Below are 19,783 nucleotides of genomic sequence, written 5' to 3' on the forward strand. Positions count from 1 at the left end.
AAGTACACAATCAAGGCGCATCGATGACATGAGGCCGGTGGCGACGGTGGGCAGGGAACGAGGGGCGCGCGGTCGGCGCGCCGCGACGACAGCGGCGCTGCTGGCCGCCACGGTGACGGCCGCCCTGGCGGTGGGCTGCATCGGCGAGGGCGGTCGCGGGGACGACGGACGGGGCTCCGCCCGCGAGTCGGAGCAGGGCACATCGCCATCGGCGACCGGCTCCTCCGTGCTCGCCGTCAAACTCGACAACGCCGCCGCGGCCCGGCCGCACACCGGCCTCGACGCCGCTGACGTCGTGTACGCGGAGCAGGTCGAGGGCGGGCTGAGCCGGCTGATGGCGGTGTACGCGACGCAGTTGCCGAAGACGGTGGGGCCGGTGCGCAGCGCACGCGAGTCGGATCTGGAGCTGCTGCGCCAGTTCGACCGGCCCATCCTCGCCTTCTCCGGGGCGCAGAAGAAGCTCCTGCCGCTGATCGACAGGGCACCGCTGCGCGCGGAGACGCCGGGCAGCGCCTCCGACGCCTACTTCCGCGGCTCCGGCAAGCCCGCCCCGCACAACCTCTACCTGCGGCCCGAACGGCTCGCGCCCGAAGCACCGGGTAAGGCCGCCCTGACCACCGGTTTCCGCCACGGCTCCGCCCCGGCCGGCGGCACGGCGACGGCCTCGCAGACGGTGCGCTACCCGGCGGCCCGTTTCACCTTCACCTGGTCGGACTCCCGGGACCGCTGGCTGGTCGGCATGGACGGCGCGCCCGCCACGACGGCCGACGGGAAGCGGGTGGCGGCCGCGACGGTCGTCGTGCAGTACGTGAAGGTGCGCAAGTCGGCCTTCCGCGACTTCCTCGGCAACAACACGCCGTACACCGAGACGGTGGGCTCCGGGAATGCCAAGGTGCTGCGCGACGGGCGGGCCTACGACGTGAACTGGAAGCGCGAGGACGCCACGGACGGCACCGCGTTCACCGCCGGCGACGGCACACCGGTGAACTTCGCGAAGGGCCAGGTGTGGGTGGTGTACGCCAAGGCGCCCTGACCTGCGGGCCGCGCCGGTCAGCCGGGCGCCACCAGGGGCTCCCCCGGGTTTCGCAGCCCCTCGGCCGCGTCCGCGACACGCCGGATGAGGTCGAAGAACACCGTCCGCTCCTCGGCGGTCAGCGGGGCGAGGAACACCTGGTTCATCCGGGCGGTGCGCACGGTCAGCTTGCGGTGGGTGCGCACGCCCTCCTCCGTGAGGTGCAGCAGGAAACGGCGGCCGTCCTCCGGGTCGCGGACCTTGTCGAGGAGTCCGCGCCGGCCGAGCCGGCTGATCACCTCGGCGATGGTCGACCGGTCCAGGCCCACCCGCTCCCCCACCGTGCGCTGGTCCAGCCCGGGCTCGGCGACGAGGGTGTTGAGGACCGCGTACTGGGGCGAGGTGATCTCCTCGGAGACCATCGTGTTCCACAGCAGGTAGTGCGCCTGCTGGAGCCGCCGGGCCAGGTGCCCGGGGTGGGTGGTGAGGTCCGCCGCCGCCATGTGCACCCCTTGCTCAAGTTCGTTTGTGCACTGAACAATACCCGGCCACTCCTGGACTGTCTGCCGTCCGCGCAAGGTGCCATCGACCGATACTCCCAGCTCTTGACGCCTCGCCGTCCCGGTGGCAGCGTGAGGGTGGCTTCGCGGAAATACTCAGTGCCCTGACTAAATCTGCGTCGGGACGCTCGGAAGAGATGGGGCTTCTCGGATGGACAAGGTGGTCGCCACAGCCCTGGAGGCGGTGGCCGACGTCCCGGACGGCGCGTCGCTCGCGGTGGGCGGTTTCGGGCTGAGCGGTGTCCCGAACGTGCTCATCGGGGCACTGTACGAGCGCGGGGTGGCCGGGCTGTCGGTGGTCTCCAACAACTGCGGGGCGATGGAGTCGGGCCTGGCGGTCCTGCTGGCCGCCGGCCGGATCGCCCGGGTGACGGGTTCCTACATCGGCGCCAACAAGGAGTTCGCCCGGCAGTACCTGGCCGGTGAGCTGGAGGTCGAGCTGATCCCGCAGGGCACGCTGGCCGAGCGGCTGCGGGCCGGCGGCGCCGGGATCCCCGCCTTCTACACCCCGGCCGGGGTGGGCACGCAGGTCGCCGAGGGCGGACTGCCGTGGCGCTACGACGGCTCCGGGGGTGTCGCGGTGGCCTCGCCGGCGAAGGAGGTCCGGGAGTTCGACGGGACGGAGTACGTGCTGGAGCGGGGCATCCGGACCGACTTCGCCCTGGTCCGGGCCGCGAAGGGCGACCGGCACGGCAACCTGGTCTTCAGCAAGTCCGCCCGGAACTTCAACCCGCTGGCCGCGATGGCGGGGCGGGTCACGATCGCCGAGGTGGAGGAGCTGGTGGAGCCCGGCGAGATCGACCCGGACGCGGTGCATCTGCCGGGGATCTTCGTGCAGCGGGTGCTCGCGCTCACCCCCGAGCAGGCGGCGGACAAGAAGATCGAGCAGCGGACGGTGAGGTCCTGATGGCCTGGAGTCGCGAGGAGATGGCCGCACGGGCAGCACGGGAGCTGAGGGACGGCCAGTACGTCAATCTCGGCATCGGCCTGCCCACGCTCATCCCCAACTACCTCCCCGAGGGCGTCGAGGTCGTCCTCGAATCGGAGAACGGCATCCTGGGCACGGGCCCCTACCCCACCGAGGACGCCGTCGACCCGGACCTGATCAACGCCGGGAAGGAGACCGTGACGGTCCTGCCGGGCGCGTCCTTCTTCGACTCGGCGCTGTCCTTCTCGATGATCCGGGGCGGGCACATCGACGTGGCCGTGCTCGGTGCCATGCAGGTGTCCGCGCGGGGCGACCTGGCCAACTGGGCGATCCCCGGCAAGCTGATCACCGGGATCGGCGGGGCGATGGACCTGGTGCACGGCGCCCGTACCGTCATCGTCGTCATGACGCACACCGCCAAGGACGGCTCGCCGAAGATCCTCACCGAGTGCGCCCTGCCGCTGACCGGCAAGGGGTGCGTGAACCGGATCATCACCGACCTCGGCGTCCTCGACGTCACCGACGACGGGCTCGTCCTGGTCGAGACCGCGCCGGGCGTGACCGCCGCCGAGATCGTCGCCAAGACGGATGCCGAAGTGACCGTGCCGGAGGCCGTGAAGTGAAGGACGTCTACATCGTCGACGCGGTCCGCACGCCGATCGGCCGCTACAACGGCGCACTGGCCGGCGTGCGCCCGGACGACCTGGCCGCGCACGTCATCCGTGAACTCCTCGCCCGCACTCCGCGGTTGGACCCGGCGCGGATCGACGACGTCTACTTCGGCAACGCCAACGGCGCCGGCGAGGAGAACCGCAACGTCGGCCGGATGGCCGCCCTGCTCGCGGGCCTGCCCACCTCCGTACCGGGCGTGACCGTCAACCGGCTGTGCGCGTCCGGCTTGGAGGCCGTGATCCAGGCTGCCCGTGCCATCGCGCTCGGCGACGCCTCGATCGCGCTGGCCGGCGGGGTCGAGTCGATGACCCGGGCACCGTACGTCCTGCCGAAGAACGACAAGCCCTTCCCGGCCGGACACACCGAGCTGTACTCCACCACCCTCGGCTGGCGCATGGTCAACCCGCGCATGGAGCCGCAGTGGACGATCCCGCTGGGCGAGAGCGCGGAACTCATCGCCGACAAGCACAAGATCGGCCGGGAGCAGCAGGACGAGTTCGCGCTTGCCTCCCATGAGAAGGCCGCACAGGCTCAGCGGGCCGGTGTGTTCGATGCCGAGCTGGCGCCCGTGACGATTCCGCAGCGCAAGGGCGACCCGGTCGTCTTCGCCGCCGACGAGAGTGTCCGTGCGGATGCCTCCCTGGCGGCGATGGCCAAGCTGAAGCCGTCGTTCCGTAAGGCGAGCGAAGCGAGATGGGGGTCCCCCCGGCCGGAGGCTGGGGGAGGCACGGTGACGGCGGGCAACGCGTCGCCGCTCAACGACGGTGCGGCGGCGCTGCTGCTCGTCGACGAGGAGGGGCTGAAGGCCACGGGGCGCGAGCCGCTGGCCCGGATCCGTGCGACGGGTGTGTCGGCGACCGACCCGCACTACTTCGGGCTCGCCCCCGTCGAGGCTGTCAACCGGGCGTTGGCCAAGGCGGGCAGGGGATTTGGCGACCTGTCCGTACTGGAGCTGAACGAGGCCTTCGCCGCGCAGGTGCTGGGGTGTGTGGCCGAATGGCCCGAGTTCGATCCCGCGATCCTCAATCCGCAGGGTGGTGCGATCGCTCTCGGGCATCCGCTGGGTGCGTCCGGGGCGCGGCTCGCCGGCACGGTTGCCCATCAGCTGGCCCGGCGCGGCGGCGGTGTCGGTGTCGCCACGCTGTGTATCGGGGTGGGCCAAGGACTCGCCCTCGTCCTCGAACGTTGACGAAACCCGGGATCACCATGACTCTCACTCAGCACGACATCGACCAGGAGATCGCGGCCGAGCGCGCCGCGTACGAGAAGCGGCTCGCCGACGGCGGGCCCGTCGAGCACCAGCCGCGTCGCGACTACGCCCCGTACCGCTCCTCGGTGCTCCGCCACCCGAAGCAGCCGCCGGTCACGATCGACGTCAGCAAGGACCCGGAGCTGGTGGAGCTGGCCTCCCCGGCCTTCGGGGAGCGGGACGTCACCGAGATCGACAACGACCTCACCCGGCAGCACGACGGCGAGCCGATCGGCGAGCGCATCACCGTCTCCGGGCGGTTGCTGGACCGCGACGGCCGCCCGGTGCGCGGCCAGCTCGTGGAGATCTGGCAGGCCAACTCGGCGGGCCGCTACGCCCACCAGCGCGAGCAGCACGACGCCCCGCTGGACCCGAACTTCACCGGCGTGGGCCGCACGCTCACCGACGACGAGGGCCGCTACCACTTCACCACCATCCAGCCGGGGCCGTACCCGTGGCGCCAGCACCTCAACGCCTGGCGGCCGGCGCACATCCACTTCTCGCTCTTCGGCACCGCGTTCACCCAGCGGCTCGTGACGCAGATGTACTTCCCGAGCGACCCGCTGTTCCCCTATGACCCGATCATCCAGTCGGTGACCGACGACGCGGCCCGGCAGCGGCTGGTCGCGACGTACGACCACGGCCTGTCGGTGCCGGAGTTCTCGATGGGCTACCACTGGGACATCGTGCTGGACGGCCCGAACGCCACCTGGATCGAAGAAGGGCGTTGACCTGCCATGACGAAGATCGACACCAGCAGGCCGGAGAGCGTGCTGCCCACCCCGTCGCACACCGTCGGCCCGTTCTACGGTCACGCCCTGCCGTTCCGCGGCGGCGAGGACATCGCGCCCCTCGGGCACCCGGACACGGTCACCGTGCACGGGTACGTCACCGACGGCGCGGGCGATCCGCTGCCGGACGCCCTGATCGAGCTGTGGGGCGCGGACCCGGACGGCAACGTGCCGACGGCGGACGGTTCGATGCGCCGCGACCCGGCGTCGGGCGGCTTCCTGGGGCGCAACGGCGTGGAGTTCACGGGCTGGGGACGGATCCAGACGGATGCGAACGGTCACTGGTACGCGCGCACGCTGCGCCCCGGTGCGCGCGGGCGGAGCGCCCCGTACATCAGCGTGTGCGTCTTCGCGCGGGGGCTTGTCGTGCACCTGTACACCCGCATCTACCTGCCGGGCGACGAGGCGGTGCTCGCCGCCGATCCGCTGCTGTCCCGGCTGGAGGACGGACGCCGCGACACGCTGATCGCCGTGGCGGAGGCGGGCGGCACGTACCGTTTCGACATCCGCCTTCAGGGCGAAGGCGAGACGGTCTTCCTGGAGTTCCAGTGACAGCTGCCCCTGGCGACACCGGCCTGCTCGCCCCTGGGTGGGCCGGCTCGGCGGCATCGTCCGCCACGAGCGACCACGCCTATCTGCGGGCGCTGCTCGACGCGGAGGCCGCGCTGACCCGGGCCCAGGCGGCGCTGGGGCTGGCCCCCGCCGAGGCGGCGACGGCGGTGACCGAGGCGGCCGGTGGCGGCGCCTTCGACGTCCGGTCCCTCGCCGAGCGGGCCCGCGCGGGCGGCAACCCCGTCATTCCCCTGGTCGCGGAGCTGACGAAGGCTGTCGGCGAGGAGTACGGCCCCTATGTCCACCGGGGCGCGACCAGCCAGGACATCATGGACACCGCGACGATGCTGGTCGCGGTGCGCACCCTGGACCTGGCCCTCGCCGATCTCGGCCGCACGGAACAGGCGCTGGCGCGGCTGGCCGCCGAGCACCGTGACAGCGCGATGCCGGGGCGGACGCTCACCCAGCACGCCGTACCGACGACGTTCGGGCTGAAGGCGGCCGGATGGCGGGCGCTCGTCCTCGACGCGCGGGACCGGGTGAGGGCCGTAAAGGACTCGCTGCCCGCCCAACTCGGGGGCGCGGCGGGCACGTTGGCGGCCTTCGGGGCGTACGGGGCGACCGACCCGGCCGCGCTGCCGGCGGCCTACGCCCGTGAACTCGGCCTCCGGGCACCCGAGCTGCCCTGGCACACCCTGCGGACGCCCGTCGCCGATCTCGCCGGGTGCCTCGCCTTCACGGCGGGCGCGCTCGGCAAGCTCGCCGTGGACGTCCTCACCCTGTCGCGCACCGAGATCGCCGAGGTCGCGGAGAGCAGTGGCGGGGGCTCGTCCGCCATGCCGCACAAGTCCAATCCCGTACGGTCCACCCTCGTCGCCTCCGCCGCGCGGCGGGCCCCGCAGCTCGCGGCCACGCTGTACGGATCGCTTGCGGCGGAGGACGAACGGCCGGCCGGGGCCTGGCACGCGGAGTGGGAGCCGCTGCGGGACCTGCTGCGGCTGGCCGGCGGGGCCGCCCGGGACGCCGTCGAACTGGCGGAGGGACTGCGGGTCAGGCCCGAGGTCATGCGCGAACACCTGGATCTCACCGGCGGGTTGATCGTCTCCGAGCGGCTGTCCGCCGAGCTGGCCCCGGTGCTGGGCCGCGTCCGCGCCAAGGAACTCCTCACCCGGCTGGCCTCCGAGGGGCGCCCGCTGGACCGGGCACCGGAGCTGGCGGACGCCGACCTCGATCCCACCCACTACACCGGCTCCGCCGGAGCCCTCACCGACCGTGCTCTGGAGCGACGTTGACACTCCTCGACCACCGTGCCGAAGGACCCGTTTCCGCGCCCCCGCTGCTGCTCGGGCCCTCCCTCGGCACGTCGAACGCCCTGTGGGACAAGGTGGCCCCCGAGCTGTCGATCGCCCACCGGGTGGTCCGCTGGGATCTGCCGGGACACGGCGGCTCGGCGGCCGACCTCATCAGCGCGGGCGCGACGGTAGGTGACCTCGCCGACCTGGTGCTGGCGCTCGCCGACTCCCTCGGCATCCAGCGGTTCGCGTACGCGGGTGTGTCGCTGGGCGGGGCCGTGGGGCTGCACCTCGCGGTGCACCGCCCGCAGCGGCTTTCGTCCCTCGCCGTGATCTGCTCCTCCGCGCACTTCAACGGGTCGAAGCCCTGGGAGGAGCGGGCCGCGCTGGTACGGCGGGAAGGGCTGGCCGGGCTGGCGGAGAGCGCGGACGCGCGCTGGTTCACGTCCGGTTTCACCGTGCCGGAGCTGGTGGACGACCACCGTCGCGCCGACCCGGACGCGTACGCCGCCTGCTGTGACGCGCTCGCCGCGTTCGATCTGCGGGACCGGCTGCCCGAGATCACCGTACCGATCCTGCTGGTGGCCGGGCGGGACGATCCGGCGACACCGCCCGCGCATCTGCGGGAGATCGCGGACGCCGTGCCGGGCGCGGCGCTCGTGGAGATCCCGCGCGCCTCGCACCTGGCGCCCGCGCAGTGCCCGGAGGCGGTTCTGACCGCGCTGCGCGCGCACTTCGGCGGGCCTGCCGGGCGCGGTATGGAGGTGCGGCGCGAGGTGCTCGGCGACACGCACGTCGACCGGGCGCAGACCCGGCAGACCCCGTTCACGGCGCGTTTCCAGGACTTCATCTCGCGCTACGCCTGGGGCGAGATCTGGACCGACCCGACACTGTCGCGCCGCGAGCGCAGCATGATCACCCTCACCGCCCTGGTCGCGCACGGCCACTACGACGAACTGGCCATGCACGTCCGGGCGGCCCGCCGCAACGGGCTCACGCCGGAGGAGATCGGCGCGGTGCTGCTCCAGACGGCGGTGTACTGCGGGGTGCCGGCGGCGAACTCGGCGTTCGCGACGGCACAGCGGGTGCTGGCGGAGGAGGACGGCGACTCCTAGGCGCCGGAGGGTGTCCCTGCCGGTCGTAGGCTCGGCGGCAGCTCGCTGCCGCCCGCGTGGCGTGCCTACGGTGGGGGCATGTCCACCATCCTGATCACCGGCGCCACCTCTGGGCTCGGCCGGTACGTCGCCTTCGAACTCGTCCGCTGCGGGCATGTCGTCCTCGTCCACGGCCGGGACGCGGGCCGCACCGAGCGGCTGGCCGGGGAACTGCGCACCGAGGGGGACGCCGAGGCGTTCGTCGCCGACCTGGCCTCGCTGGCGCAGGTGCGCGAGCTGGCCGGGCACGTCGCCGACGCGCATCCCGAGCTCGACGTGCTGGTCAACAACGCGGGCGTGGGGTCCGGGACACCCGGTGCGGGCCGTGAGCTGAGCGCCGACGGGCACGAGTTGCGGCTGGCGGTGAACTATCTGGCGCCGGTCGTGCTGACCCGGGCCCTGCTGCCGGTGCTGCGGGCGAACGCGCCGGCGCGGATCGTCAACGTCGGCTCGGCCGGTCAGGAACCCCTCGACATCGAGGACCCCGAGTTCACCCGCGGCTACGACGGCGCGTCGGCGTACTGCCGCAGCAAGTTCGCGCTCGCCGCGCACACCTTCGCGCTCGCCGGGGAACTGGACGGCACCGGCGTCTCGGTGAACGTGCTGCACCCGGCGACCTACATGGACACGGCGATGGTCCGCGAGGCGGACGTCACGCCGTGGAGCACGGTCGCCGACGGGGCGGCCGGTGTGCTGGCCCTGGCCACCCGGGACCTGGGCAGCGGCCGGTACTTCGACGGGACGAGCCCGGCCCGGGCCCATGAGGCGGCGTACGACCCCGGGGTGCGCAAGCGACTCGCCGCGGTGACCGACCAGTTGCTCGCCGCCTGAGCTACCCGGGTCCGGCACCCGCCTTCAGAGCGGCCCGTGCCCGCTTGGCCAGTCCGTCCGCGCCGCAGGAGACCGCCAGGTCCAGGCCGCGGTCGAGGTCGGCCGCCGAGCGGGCGGCGATGCCGTACTCGATGCGGGCCGCCGCGTGCTCGTACTGGCAGGGCGAGGACTCCAGGTAGGCGACGGCCTGGGCGGCGAGGCGGACCGCGCGCTGGCCGGTCTCCAGGGCGGCGGCGCAGCGCAGGGCCTCCCCTATGGCGGTGTTCGTGCCGAAGCGCTCGGCCTGGCGGCGGACGTCGACGGCGAGCCGGGCGGCGCGGGCCGGGTCCTCGGTGGCCAGGGCCCGGGCGAGGTCGGCCGCCCAGGGGACGAGCACCGGGTTGTGGTGGCCGCGCGCGGCTGCCGCCTTCCCGGCGGCTTCCAGTTCGTTGACGCAGTCCTTGGTACGGCCGACAGCGAGCAGCAGCCGGCCGCGCACCACCCGCGGGTCCGGAAGCACTATGGTCGACGGGTAGGGCGGGGCGAAGCCGTACCGCTCCGCGACGTCGCAGGCCTCGTCCACATGCCCGCGGGCGAGCGGCGTGTCGACGAGATTGCAGGTCACGGTCCAGTACAGGGGCAGTCCGCGACCGACCCGCTCGGCGAGGGGCAGCGCCTCGCGCAGGGACTGTTCCGCGTCCTCGAGGCGGCCGCGCCTGCGGTGCGCGACGCCGACGTAGGCGTGCGCCAGGGCGAGGTGTCCGCCGGTCCAGCCGGCGATCTCGTACGTACGCACGGCCTCGTTGAAGAGGCTTTCGGCCCGGTCGATGCGGTCGGTGAAGGCATACGCGTTGGCCAGCATCAGCAGCAGTTCGATGCCCCACTCGCTGCCGGTCCACCCGAGTCCGGGAGCCAGACGGCCGTTGACGAGGGCGCGGTCGCACAGCTCGACGACCTCCTCGGCGTTCTCCCCGCGCATCAGGGCGTCGAAGCCGCGCAGGATGAGCAGCGCACGTTCGGAGTTGTCCCGGCCGGTGCAGGTCCGCGCGAGCTCGGCCAGGCGCTCGGAGCGGCCCGGTGAGACCACCTCACCGGCGTGGATCCCCTCCCACATGATGCGCACGGCCTCCAGCCGCATCCGGGCGGGCCCGGGTTCCAGCCGGGCCGCCTCCGAGTCGACCATGCGGACGGCCTCCTCCAGCTGGTCGTTGTGGACCAGCGCCTGGGACAGGCGGACGACGGCGTCCACCCGGTCGTCGCCGTTGAGGCCGGGCATGCCGAGCGCGGTCCGCAGGTGGCCCATCGTCCTGGCGGGCACGGTCAGGAGGGTGGCGCAGCCCAGTTCGTACAGGACGTGTGCGTGGACCTCGGGCCGGGGCGGTTCCTCCAGCGCGCGCTCCAGGCAGCGGCGGGCGGCGTCGGGGGCGCCGACGGCGAGGTGCTCGCGGGCGGCCTCGCGTAGTTGGCCGACGAGTTCCTCGTCGTCGTCCGGGTGGACTTCCAGGAGGTGGCGGGCGGCGGCCGCGGCGCCGTGTCCCTCGTCGGTGACGATGCGGGCGGCGATGCCGTGCATGGCGGTGCGCAGGGCGTCCGGGATGGAGTTGTAGACGTCGGTGGCGATCAGCGGGTGGACGAACTCCAGGTCGCCTTCGCCGGTGCGGCCGGTCGCCGGGTCGGGGGCGGTGAGGATGCGGGCGGTGCGCAGCAGTTCGGCGCAGCGGCGGGCGTCGTCGGGCCGCAGGGTGGCGAGCTTGGCGACCAGGTCGATGGAGATGCCGGTGCCGAGGATGGCGGCGGCCCAGGCGAACCTGGTGGCGTCTATGCCGAGTTCCTCCAGGCGGGCGACGAGGCCGCCGCCGCGGGCCGAGCGGTTCAGCTCGCGCAGTTCCCCGGCTCCGGCCTCGACCGGTTGGAGTTCGCTGTCCCGCACCTTGGCGAGGAGTTCGACGGTCTCGTAGGGGTTGCCGGCGGTGACGGCCCAGACCTCGCGGCAGAACGCGGCGTCGGCGTGCTCGCCCAGGGTGTCGCGGGTGAGTCCTGCGGTGGCGTCCGGGGTGAGGGCGCTGAGGGTCGTGACGGGGCCGTCCGCGGCGGCGGCGACGGTGTCGAGGTGCCGGGCGCTCGCGCCGGAGACCTCGCCCGGGCGGCGGGTCACCACGACCAGGACGGACATCTCGTCGAGGCGCTCGGCGAGCCCCGAGAGCCAGTGCAGGGTCTCCTGGTCGGCCCAGTGGGCGTCGTCGATCAGCAGCACCAGCGGCCACTCCCGGCGGGAAAGCCGGCGCACGGCGGCGACCAGGCCGTCGCACACGCCCTGCGGGTCGGCCTGGCGGTCGCCGGGGTCCGCAATGCCGAGGGCGGGGCCGGCGATGTCGTACCAGTCGCCGAGGTACTCGCGTGCCTCCTCCGGCAGCATCGACACCAGTGCCGGTTGCAGCAACTGCCGTACGACGTAGAAGGGGACCGACCTGAGGGTCTCGCCGCCGCGTGCCGACCAGACCGTGCAGCCGCGTGCCTCGGCGATGCGGCGGGTTTCGGCCAGCAGCGCGGTCTTGCCGAGTCCGGCCTCGCCACGGAAGACCAGCAGTCCGCCGGACGAGGAGCGGTCCTCGCAGAGCCTGTCGACCGCCCGCGCGACGGCGGCGACTTCCTCGTCGCGCTCCCACAGGGAAGCCGAGGCGCCGGCCGTGGGCCGTACCTCCGTCATCCCGCTACCTCCCCAAGTCGCACGAACGACGTACAGACGTCGAGCGTAGTCCTCCGATTGCCTGAGTGGAGGGCTGTCCGGGCACCAGTTGCCGTGACGGGTGACACGGGGTGCGTCCGGACGACGCGACCGGCCCCTTTCGGGGTCAACGGGGCGCGGCAGCACGGGAGGTGACGTTCATTCACCAGGAACGGGACACACACGGCGCGGCCGCCGGGCGCTGGTCGCGGATCGGTGGGCGATCTCATCGAGTGGTACGGGTTCGGCGTCTACGGCTGCTTCGCGACGATCATCGCGGCGCGGTTCTTCACGGCGGAGGGCGGCAGCGAGGCAGGGGCGCTGGTGAAGACGTCGTTCGCGCTGGCGTTCTTCTTCCGGCCCATCGGTGCGGCGCTTCTCGGGCGCCTGGGCGACCGGGTCGGCCGGCGTCCGGTGCTGGTCCTGGTGATCACGCTGACGACGGTCGCGACGACACTGATCGGCGCGTTGCCGACCTACGCGCAGGCGGGTGGCGTGGCGCCCTGGCTGCTCACCGTCCTGCGGGTACTCCAAGGGTTGTCCGCCGGTGGGGAGTTCGGCGGGGCGGTGTCGGTGATGACGGCGTTCGCTCCCCCAAGCTCTCGGCTTCGCTCGAGCAGGGAGATACCCCCATCCGGGCAGGCGAGGGTTGTACGGGTCGTTGCAGTCGTTCACGGTGGCGCTGGGGCTGCTGGCCGGTGTGGGAGCGGCAGCGCTGCTCGCCACGCTGCTGGCGACGGGGCAGTCGGTCGCGTGGGGCGGACGGGAGCGGTGCTGGTCGTGGTCCGCGCGGTGGCGGACGCCGTGCGGCCGGTGGGCGCGAGGGAGGCCGTCGCTTCGGGCGGCGGGACCCGCAACCCGGTACTGACGAGGATGCTCGCAGAGTTGCTGCCGGGGGTTGGCGGTGCGGACCTCGGACGAACTCGGGCTGCCGTCCGACGCGAAGGAGGCCTACGCCTTCGCGGTCCTGGGGTTTCCTGACGCTGTACGGCCTGCCCGGCCTGCCCGGCATCGGGCCCGCGAGCACGGTGCCCTGCATCCGAGCGTGCTCGAGTCGGTGACCCCGGGCCGGGACGGGCTGCGGCTTCCCCGCCGGCCGACCGGAGTCCCGACGCGTCTGCTGCTGGACTGACGCGATCCGTTCGGCTCCTCTCATGCCACTTTCACCGACGCCTCATACGGTGGGGGCATGACGCAGGAGACTCCTCCCGGGTGGTACCCCGACCCCGGGCAGAAAAGTGACGGGCCCGCCACCGTGCGCTGGTGGGACGGCAAGACCTGGACGGACCGCATCCGTCCGGCGGACCCGGCCGCGACCTGGGGTCCCCCTACGCAGCCGCCGACGGCGGAGGCCTCCCCGACGGATCCGGCCCCCGGTGAGAGGCCGTCGGGGGATCCGGCGACCTCGGGGGACACGTCGCCCGGACATCCCGGCGCCACTGGGCAGCCGACTGACGCGGGGGCACCGGGAGTCCCAGGGAATCCGGCTGACGCCGGGCAGCCGGCCGGCGTTGGACAGCCGGAAGCGGCGCAGCCGACTGCCCCCGGGGCACCGGGAGCCGCCGGACATCCGAACGGCACCGCAGCCTCGGGGATTCCGGGACATCCGGGCGTTGCCGGACAACCGGGAGCGACCGGAGAGCCGGCCGGCCCCGTCGCCCCGGGGTATCCGGCGAGTGCCGGACAACCGGGAGCCGCTGGGTATCCGGCGAGTGCCGGACAACCGAGAGCCGCTGGGTATCCGGCCGGCGCCGGGTATCCGCCTGGCACCGGCTATCCGGCAGCTCCCGGATATCCCACCTACCCCGCAACGCCTCAGCCCGCCGGCCGAGGGCGAGGGCTGCGGATCGGGACAGCCGTGGCGGCAGCCGTCGTTGTGCTCGCCAGCATCGGTGTCGGCGTGTACGCGCTGACCGACAACGGCGCGGGCGGCGGTTCCGCCACCTCGCAGGCGCCGGGCGGCCCGGGCGGCCCCGGGGGCCGGGGCGGGCCGTTCGACGGCCCGGGCGACTCCGGGGGCTCCGGCGGGGACGGCGGCTCCGGCGGTCAGAGCCCGTCGCCCGAGCAGTCCCAGCCGCCGAAGATCAGGAGCGGGTCGGTGACCGACGCGGTCAGCGGGATCAGCCTGCCGATCCCGAAGGGCTGGTACGGCCAGGAGGTCGCGGTCGGCGCGCAGGTGACGTCCGACGACTCCTACAAGTGCCCCGGCGACACCGCCTCGACCTGCACGAAGGGCGGAGCGTACTCGGCACCGGCCCTGGCCCTCGGCACCAAGGGCGCCACCGCCGAGGAGGTCGCGAAGGCGGACATCGCGGCGAACGCCGAGGAGTCCTACGGCGGCAAGTCCTACGGCGGGATCACCTCCCACGACGTGCTGGCCGCCAAGTCCGTGACCGTGGCCGGGCAGAAGGGCTATCTGGTCCGCTGGAAGGCCGTCACGAGCAAGGGCGCCGACGGCATCGTGGAGTCGCTCGCGTTCCCCTCCCCCGCGAACGCCAAGCAGATGGTCGTCGTGCGCTTCGGCGTCGACGCCGACCAGAAGGAGTCCGTCCTCGACGAGATCACCAAGGGCATCAAGGTGTCGACGGGCGGCGGCAACGGCCAGGTCGTCTGACCGGCCGGGACACAGCCGGACACCAAGGGGACCTGGACACTGTCGGCCGGGTGGGGCGCCCCCGCCGCTCACAGGGGAACCCCACCCGGCCGGGGTGCGCGCCGCCCCCGTCCCCACGGGTCGGCGCGGTCGGGTCGCCGTCCGGTCATCCTGTGAACGGCGGCCCGGGTCTCAGGTGAGGCCGAGTGCCGGCAGCACGGCCGCCTCCACGAACCGGACGAGGTAGTCCGGGTCCGCGTCCTCCCCCTCCAGGACGGGCCGGATGCGCAGAACGCCGTACATCTGCGCGGGGATGTACTCCAGCGCCGGATGATCGGCGGGCACCTCCCCCCGTTCGACCCCGCGCCGGATGATCTCCTTCAGCGCGGCGATCTCCGGTTCGACCAGCGCCTCGCGCAACGCGCGCTGTAGCTCGGCGTCCTGGGGCGCGGCATGGGCGAGCGCCTGGAGGAGCTTGGTGTCCCGGCCCGACAGCTCGCCCGCCGCCCGGGCCGCCTCGCGCAGGTCGTCCGCGAGCGAGCCGGTGTCGATGCAGCGCGTGCGCCGGTGGGAGCGCAGCGCCGCCGCCACGAACTGGGGCTTGGTCTTCCACTGCCGGTAGAGCGTGGACTTGCTGCACCGGGTGCTGGCCGCGATCCCCTCCATGGTGACGGAGTCGTAGCCGCACTCGCGGAGCTGCTCCAGCACGGCGTCGTAGAACTCCTGCTCACGCTCGGGCGTGATCTTGGAGCGGCGCGAGGAACCGACCGGCTCGGGCCGGTCCGCAGCCTGCGACGTCATGGGCTGTGCTCCTGGCTTCCTCGGGCGGCCGGAGAATTCCCGGCCGGCGGTGTGTCGTTCGTCTATCGATACGCCAGTGTACCGGTACGCAGACGTATCGGTACACTGGCGTATCGGTACGCACTCGTACCGATAACAGCAGCACCGTCACCGAAAGGGCCGGGGGATGAATGCCCGCACCGAGCCTGCGCCGGCGGGGTCCGACGCGATAGCGCGACCGCCGCTCGTCCGGGAGCTCCTGCTCGTCGCAGGGCTCTTCCTCGTCTACAAGCTCGGCCGGCAGCTGGCCACGGGCCACACCGGAGAGGCCTTCCACAACGCGTACCGCGTGTGGGACTTCGAACGAGCGGTCCGGATGCCCGGCGAGGGGGCGGTGCAGTCCCTGCTGCTGCACGGCGACGGCCTGGTGCACATCGCGAACACCTACTACGCGGCCGTCCACTTCCCGGCCACCGCCGCCTTCCTGATCTGGCTCTACCTGCGCCGCCCGGCCCACTACGTGTGGGCCCGCCGGGTCCTGGCCGCGGTCACCGCGGCCGCCCTGGTGCTGCATCTGCTGTTCCCGCTCGCCCCGCCGCGCATGCTGGCCGCGACCGGCCTGGTGGACACGGCGGGAGTCTACGGCCCGTCGGTGTACGGCAGTCCCGCGACCGACTCCCTGTCGAACCAGTTCGCGGCGATGCCGTCGCTGCACTTCGGCTGGGCGCTGATGGTGGCGGCCGGCCTGATCGTGGCGACCCGCTCGCGGTGGCGCTGGTTGTGGCTGCTGCATCCCCTGCTGACGCTGCTGGTGATCGTCGGCACCGCGAACCACTACTGGCTCGACGCGATCGTGGCGACGGCGTCGCTGGGTCTCGCACTCGCGGCGGTCCACCTGCCGCATCGCACGGTGATGACGGCGGGCCGCGCGCCGGGCAGGCTCGTACCGGCCCAGGCCCAGAGCCGGGCCGAGGAGCAGGCGCTCGCGGGGGCGGGCCGATGAGCGCCGTCCTCGTCGCCGTGGTCCTGTCCCTGGTCTCCGCCGTCGCCTACGCGGCCGCCGCGGTCACCCAGGAGCGGCTCGCCTCCCGCTCCCCCGGTGCGGGCTCGCTGCGGCTGCTCGGCAGTGGCGCCTGGTGGTGGTCGGTCGGACTGAACGCGGCTGCCGCACTGCTGCACGTCGTGGCGCTGAAGTACGGTCCGCTGACCGTGGTCCAGCCGCTCGGCGCGCTCACCCTGGTCGCGGCGGTGCCGATGGGGGCGCGGCTCGCGGGGCGGCGGGTGAGCGCCGTCGAGTGGAGGGGCACCGCGCTGACGCTGCTCGGCCTGGGCGCGATCCTGGTCACGGCGTCCGGTCCGGCGCCCGACGACGTGCTGAGCGTTCCCGAGGCGCTGGCGGTCGCGGGCGCCACCGCGGCCCTCATCGGCGTGCTGTCCCGGCCGGGCGCCCGCCCGGGGCTGCGGCACGCGAGCGCGTCCGGCGTGGCCTCCGGGGTCGCCTCGGCCCTCACGCAGACCGTGACCGTGGCGGCGACGGGCCGGTCCGGTCCGCTGCTGAGCGCCCAGGTGGTCGGGGTGGCGCTGCTCGTGGCGGCCTTCGCGGCCGGCGGGCTGCTGCTGTCGCAGACGGCCTACCGGGGCGGTCTCGGCGGCCCGCTCGCGGTGGTGACCCTGGCCAATCCGCTGGCCGCCGCGGTGATCGGCCTGTCGCTGCTGGGCGAGCGCCTCCAGGGCGGCCCGGCGGGCGTGTTGCTGGCGCTCGCCGGGGGCGGTCTGGCGTCCTGGGGCGTGGTGCTGCTCAGCCGGGCGACGCCCCGGCACGCCCCGGCGGACGACGACCATCCGGTGGCCGCCGTCCTGGCCCTGGAACCCGGTTCGGCCGCGGCCGAACCGGCGTTGGTGCCCCGGCCGCACGATCCGGGGCACCTCACCACGGCTACGCGGTGATGAACGCCGGGTCGCTCACGCCCGGCTGCCCGTTCTCGACGTGTCCCGCGAACCGCCGCAGGAACGCCGCGTCGCCCTCGGCGGTGACGGTCAGGTCGTACCAGCGGCGGCCGGCGGCGAGGTCGACGGTCCGCCGCACCTTCGCGCCGGGGCGGACGGTGACGGTCGAGGGCCTGCCTCCGTAACCGTCGGAGAGCTTCAGCCGTGCCGTGCCGGAGCCCTTGTTGGTGAAGGTCAGCTCGATGTCGTCACCGGTGTGGCGTGCGGTGACCTCGCAGCCGGCCGTCCTGTTCGACCCCTTGAAGACCCGCACGAAGCCGTTCGGGCCGTGCACGGTCAGGTCGTACGAGCCCGCGGAGTAGGCCGGGTTCCAGGTGTCGGAGAGGGTCTTGCCGGCCTCTGTGGTGTACATCCAGGGGCCGTCGCCGCGGTTGCCGGAGGTGACGTGGAAGGCGGCGCCGGCCTTCGGCCCGGAGGCGAAGGCGAGGGTGAGCTTCCCGGCCGCCGCGTCGACCGAGGCGTCCACGTACGGTGCGTACTTCAGCGGCCTGGCGCGGCGCAGGCCGCGTTCCTGCCGGGGCATGCGCGGGTCGGCGGGCGGGGTCGGACGGTAGTCGGGGTGGCGTTCGCGGTCCTGCGGCTCGTACTCGTCGGTGCCGGGCAGCGACGCGGGGCGCGTGTCCTTGCGGGAGAAGTCGAACGCGGAGGTCAGGTCACCGCAGATCGCCCGGCGCCACGGCGAGATGTTGCTCTCGCGCACACCGAAGCGGCGCTCCATGAACCGCAGGATCGAGGTGTGGTCGAACGTCTCCGAGCAGACGTATCCGCCCTTGCTCCACGGCGAGACGACCAGCATCGGCACCCGGGGCCCGAGGCCGTAGGGGCCGGCCGTGTTCTTGCCGTCGCCCGGGAAGAGGTCGAGGGAGACGTCGACGGTGGACTTTCCGCGGGAGGCGTCCTCCGGCGGCAGGGGCGGCACGACGTGGTCGAAGAAGCCGTCGTTCTCGTCGTAGGTGATGAACAGGGCCGTCTTCGACCAGACCTCCGGGTTGGCGGTGAGGGCGTCCAGGACCTGGGCGATGTACCAGGCGCCGTAGTTCGACGGCCAGTTGGAGTGCTCGCTGAAGGCCTCGGGGGCGGCGATCCAGGAGATCTGCGGCAGCCTGTCCGCCTTGACGTCGGCCTTCAGCACGTCGAAGTAGCCGTCGCCGGCCTTGGCGTTCGTGCCGGTGCGGGCCTTGTCGTACCAGGGATCGCCGGGCTTGGCGTCGCGGTACTTGTCGAAGTACAGCAGGGAGTTGTCGCCGTAGTTGCCGCGGTAGGCGTCCTCGATCCAGCCCCAGGAGCCCTTCGCGTCGAGGCCGTCGCCGATGTCCTGGTAGATCTTCCAGGAGATGCCGGCCTGCTCCAGGCGCTCGGGATAGGTCGTCCAGCCGTAGCCGAGTTCGTCGTTGCCGAGGACCGGGCCGCCGCCGGTGCCGTCGTTGCCGGTGTACCCGGACCACATGTAGTAGCGGTTGGGGTCGGTGGAGCCGATGAACGAGCAGTGGTATGCGTCGCAGACCGTGAAGGCGTCGGCGAGGGCGTAGTGGAAGGGGATGTCCTCGCGGGTCAGGTACGCCATGGTCGTGGTGCCCTTGGCGGGCAGCCACTTGTCGTACTTGCCGCCGTTGTAGGCGTGCTGGCCGTCGGGCCAGGAGTGCGGCAGGCCCTCCAGGAACTGCATGCCGAGGTCGTCGGCGTCCGGGTGGAACGGCAGGATCTCCTTGCCGTCCTTCTCCTGGTGCCATATCGGTTTGCCGTTGTCGAGAGTGACGGGACGCGGGTCGCCGAAGCCGCGGACGCCTCTCAGGGTGCCGAAGTAGTGGTCGAAGGAACGGTTTTCCTGCATCAGGACGACGATGTGCTCGACGTCCTCGATCGACCCGGTGCGGTGGTTGGCCGGGAGCGCGGCGGCGCGCTGGATGCTGGCGGACAGTGCGCTGAAGGCCGTGGTGGCACCCGCGAGTTGGAGAAAGCGGCGCCGGTTGACTTCGGACATGAAGGACAGACCTCTCATCCTGAGGTACGGGATGGCCGGAACATGACGGAATCTGCGCGGAAGGAGTGTTTCAGGGACACCAAACGTCAAGGAAGGGGCCGGTGACACTCGTGTGAAAGTCGCCGGTACGCGAGGTGTGCCGGGGTGATGCCCGGGGAGAGTCATGGGCGTGACAGAGACGCAGACGGCCTCCCCGCCGACGAAACGGCCCGTTCGCCAGCTCCTCGCCGCCTCCGTGGGCAACGCCGTGGAGTGGTACGACTGGTACGCCTACACGTTTCTGGCCACCTACATCGCCGCACAGGTCTTCCCGAAGAGCGCGGACAACTCGCTGGTGCCGCTGCTGTCCACGTTCGCGGTGTTCGCGGTGGGCTTCTTCATGCGGCCGGTCGGCGGGCTGCTGATGGGGGCGGTCGCGGACCGGCACGGGCGGCGGACCGCGCTGACGGTCACCATCCTGCTGATGGGCGGCAGCAGCCTGCTCGTCGGGCTGACTCCGACGTACGCGGCGGTGGGCGTGCTGGCGCCGGTGATCCTCGTCCTGGCGCGGCTGCTGCAAGGGCTGTCCGTGGGTGGCGAGTTCGCGGCCTCGACCACCTTCCTGGTGGAGTCGGCGGGCCCCGGCAGGCGCGGTCTGTTCTCCAGCTTCCAGTACGTGTCGACGACCGTGGGGCAGC

Annotated in this window: 18 protein-coding genes and 2 pseudogenes; 16 read left to right on the top strand and 4 right to left on the bottom strand. The window is 72.8% G+C overall.

The features are described from left to right. Positions 1-28 precede the first annotated feature (28 nt). A complete protein-coding gene (locus AOQ53_RS06280) occupies positions 29-1,033 on the top strand; it encodes a DUF3048 domain-containing protein (protein ID WP_059415702.1) in 1,005 nt (334 codons plus the stop codon). A 17-nt stretch (positions 1,034-1,050) separates the two neighbouring features. On the opposite strand, the gene AOQ53_RS06285 is transcribed toward AOQ53_RS06280, so the two are convergent. Beyond that, positions 1,051-1,515, bottom strand: coding sequence for a MarR family winged helix-turn-helix transcriptional regulator (locus AOQ53_RS06285; RefSeq protein ID WP_059415704.1), 465 nt, complete (start codon positions 1,513-1,515; stop codon positions 1,051-1,053). 208 nt (positions 1,516-1,723) lie between these two features. Between AOQ53_RS06285 and AOQ53_RS06290 the strand changes: the two genes are divergently transcribed. The 8 genes from AOQ53_RS06290 (at position 1,724) to AOQ53_RS06325 (ending at position 9,041) form a co-directional block, all read left to right on the top strand. Further along, complete coding sequence (locus tag AOQ53_RS06290; protein ID WP_059415706.1) at positions 1,724-2,479, top strand: CoA transferase subunit A; 756 nt, start codon at positions 1,724-1,726, stop codon at positions 2,477-2,479. Beyond that, positions 2,479-3,123, top strand: a complete 645-nt coding sequence (locus AOQ53_RS06295; RefSeq protein ID WP_059415707.1) for a CoA transferase subunit B — start codon at positions 2,479-2,481, stop codon at positions 3,121-3,123. Before AOQ53_RS06290 ends, AOQ53_RS06295 begins: the two co-directional genes overlap by 1 nt. Further along, entirely contained in the window at positions 3,120-4,361 is a 1,242-nt protein-coding gene (locus AOQ53_RS06300; RefSeq protein WP_059415709.1) for a thiolase family protein, read from the top strand. The genes AOQ53_RS06295 and AOQ53_RS06300 overlap by 4 nt, the downstream gene beginning before the upstream one ends. 17 nt (positions 4,362-4,378) lie before the next feature. After that, positions 4,379-5,152: a protocatechuate 3,4-dioxygenase subunit beta gene (pcaH, locus tag AOQ53_RS06305; protein ID WP_059415737.1), complete on the top strand. Its 774-nt coding sequence runs from the start codon at positions 4,379-4,381 to the stop codon at positions 5,150-5,152. A gap of 6 nt (positions 5,153-5,158) precedes the next feature. Continuing rightward, on the top strand, positions 5,159-5,764 hold the full coding sequence (gene pcaG / locus AOQ53_RS06310) for a protocatechuate 3,4-dioxygenase subunit alpha (protein WP_059415711.1): 606 nt from the start codon (positions 5,159-5,161) through the stop codon (positions 5,762-5,764). After that, positions 5,761-7,056, top strand: coding sequence for a 3-carboxy-cis,cis-muconate cycloisomerase (pcaB, locus tag AOQ53_RS06315; RefSeq protein ID WP_059415713.1), 1,296 nt, complete (start codon positions 5,761-5,763; stop codon positions 7,054-7,056). Before pcaG ends, pcaB begins: the two co-directional genes overlap by 4 nt. Next, positions 7,053-8,171 (top strand): bifunctional 3-oxoadipate enol-lactonase/4-carboxymuconolactone decarboxylase PcaDC, encoded by a 1,119-nt coding sequence (gene pcaDC / locus AOQ53_RS06320; RefSeq protein WP_059415715.1) that lies wholly within the window; start codon positions 7,053-7,055, stop codon positions 8,169-8,171. Before pcaB ends, pcaDC begins: the two co-directional genes overlap by 4 nt. A 78-nt stretch (positions 8,172-8,249) precedes the next feature. Continuing rightward, positions 8,250-9,041 (top strand): SDR family NAD(P)-dependent oxidoreductase, encoded by a 792-nt coding sequence (locus AOQ53_RS06325; RefSeq protein ID WP_059415717.1) that lies wholly within the window; start codon positions 8,250-8,252, stop codon positions 9,039-9,041. Position 9,042: 1 nt separating this feature from the next. Here the strand turns inward: AOQ53_RS06325 and AOQ53_RS06330 are convergent, their stop codons facing one another. Further along, complete coding sequence (locus tag AOQ53_RS06330) at positions 9,043-11,727, bottom strand: ATP-binding protein (RefSeq protein WP_059415719.1); 2,685 nt, start codon at positions 11,725-11,727, stop codon at positions 9,043-9,045. 220 nt (positions 11,728-11,947) lie between these two features. On the opposite strand from AOQ53_RS06330, the pseudogene AOQ53_RS06335 reads away from it, so the two are divergent. From AOQ53_RS06335 to AOQ53_RS40435, 4 genes and pseudogenes are all read left to right on the top strand, one after another. Then, positions 11,948-12,511: pseudogene (locus tag AOQ53_RS06335) on the top strand (MFS transporter); the annotation flags it as partial. A 138-nt stretch (positions 12,512-12,649) separates the two neighbouring features. Continuing rightward, positions 12,650-12,877, top strand: a complete 228-nt coding sequence (locus tag AOQ53_RS47635) for a hypothetical protein (RefSeq protein ID WP_059415720.1) — start codon at positions 12,650-12,652, stop codon at positions 12,875-12,877. 57 nt (positions 12,878-12,934) lie between these two features. Further along, positions 12,935-13,015: pseudogene (locus tag AOQ53_RS45835) on the top strand (DUF2510 domain-containing protein); the annotation flags it as partial. Positions 13,016-13,339: 324 nt separating this feature from the next. Continuing rightward, positions 13,340-14,359, top strand: coding sequence for a hypothetical protein (locus tag AOQ53_RS40435; RefSeq protein ID WP_236711612.1), 1,020 nt, complete (start codon positions 13,340-13,342; stop codon positions 14,357-14,359). A 171-nt stretch (positions 14,360-14,530) separates the two neighbouring features. Here AOQ53_RS40435 and AOQ53_RS06350 read toward each other — a convergent pair whose 3' ends face one another. Continuing rightward, the gene (locus tag AOQ53_RS06350; RefSeq protein ID WP_059415723.1) at positions 14,531-15,139 is read right to left on the bottom strand and encodes a TetR/AcrR family transcriptional regulator; all 609 of its coding nucleotides are present in this window, start codon (positions 15,137-15,139) and stop codon (positions 14,531-14,533) included. 166 nt (positions 15,140-15,305) lie between these two features. Here AOQ53_RS06350 and AOQ53_RS06355 point away from each other — a divergent pair, with 166 nt between their 5' ends. Both AOQ53_RS06355 and AOQ53_RS06360 read left to right on the top strand, forming a co-directional pair. Next, positions 15,306-16,121 carry a phosphatase PAP2 family protein gene (locus AOQ53_RS06355; RefSeq protein WP_059415724.1) on the top strand — a complete coding sequence of 272 codons (816 nt, stop codon included), beginning with the start codon at positions 15,306-15,308 and terminating at the stop codon, positions 16,119-16,121. Continuing rightward, positions 16,118-17,065, top strand: a complete 948-nt coding sequence (locus tag AOQ53_RS06360; RefSeq protein ID WP_059415727.1) for a DMT family protein — start codon at positions 16,118-16,120, stop codon at positions 17,063-17,065. Before AOQ53_RS06355 ends, AOQ53_RS06360 begins: the two co-directional genes overlap by 4 nt. On the opposite strand, the gene AOQ53_RS06365 is transcribed toward AOQ53_RS06360, so the two are convergent. Next, positions 17,055-19,106 (bottom strand): phosphocholine-specific phospholipase C, encoded by a 2,052-nt coding sequence (locus tag AOQ53_RS06365; RefSeq protein ID WP_059415729.1) that lies wholly within the window; start codon positions 19,104-19,106, stop codon positions 17,055-17,057. The two genes, AOQ53_RS06360 and AOQ53_RS06365, sit on opposite strands and share 11 nt — an antisense overlap. A gap of 169 nt (positions 19,107-19,275) precedes the next feature. Between AOQ53_RS06365 and AOQ53_RS06370 the strand changes: the two genes are divergently transcribed. Then, the coding region (locus AOQ53_RS06370; RefSeq protein WP_236711610.1) for an MFS transporter at positions 19,276-19,783 on the top strand (508 nt) is incomplete at its 3' end.

Source organism: Streptomyces azureus (assembly GCF_001270025.1).
GTDB lineage: Bacteria > Actinomycetota > Actinomycetes > Streptomycetales > Streptomycetaceae > Streptomyces > Streptomyces azureus.

Bases quoted from the DNA above. Each gene is read 5' to 3' on its own strand.
- AOQ53_RS06280 (WP_059415702.1), top strand. From the start codon at position 29: ATGAGGCCGGTGGCGACGGTGGGCAGGGAACGAGGGGCGCGCGGTCGG.
- AOQ53_RS06285 (WP_059415704.1), bottom strand. From the start codon at position 1,515: ATGGCGGCGGCGGACCTCACCACCCACCCCGGGCACCTGGCCCGGCGG.
- AOQ53_RS06290 (WP_059415706.1), top strand. From the start codon at position 1,724: ATGGACAAGGTGGTCGCCACAGCCCTGGAGGCGGTGGCCGACGTCCCG.
- AOQ53_RS06295 (WP_059415707.1), top strand. From the start codon at position 2,479: ATGGCCTGGAGTCGCGAGGAGATGGCCGCACGGGCAGCACGGGAGCTG.
- pcaH (WP_059415737.1), top strand. From the start codon at position 4,379: ATGACTCTCACTCAGCACGACATCGACCAGGAGATCGCGGCCGAGCGC.
- pcaG (WP_059415711.1), top strand. From the start codon at position 5,159: ATGACGAAGATCGACACCAGCAGGCCGGAGAGCGTGCTGCCCACCCCG.
- AOQ53_RS06325 (WP_059415717.1), top strand. From the start codon at position 8,250: ATGTCCACCATCCTGATCACCGGCGCCACCTCTGGGCTCGGCCGGTAC.
- AOQ53_RS06330 (WP_059415719.1), bottom strand. From the start codon at position 11,727: ATGACGGAGGTACGGCCCACGGCCGGCGCCTCGGCTTCCCTGTGGGAG.
- AOQ53_RS06350 (WP_059415723.1), bottom strand. From the start codon at position 15,139: ATGACGTCGCAGGCTGCGGACCGGCCCGAGCCGGTCGGTTCCTCGCGC.
- AOQ53_RS06355 (WP_059415724.1), top strand. From the start codon at position 15,306: ATGAATGCCCGCACCGAGCCTGCGCCGGCGGGGTCCGACGCGATAGCG.
- AOQ53_RS06360 (WP_059415727.1), top strand. From the start codon at position 16,118: ATGAGCGCCGTCCTCGTCGCCGTGGTCCTGTCCCTGGTCTCCGCCGTC.
- AOQ53_RS06365 (WP_059415729.1), bottom strand. From the start codon at position 19,106: ATGTCCGAAGTCAACCGGCGCCGCTTTCTCCAACTCGCGGGTGCCACC.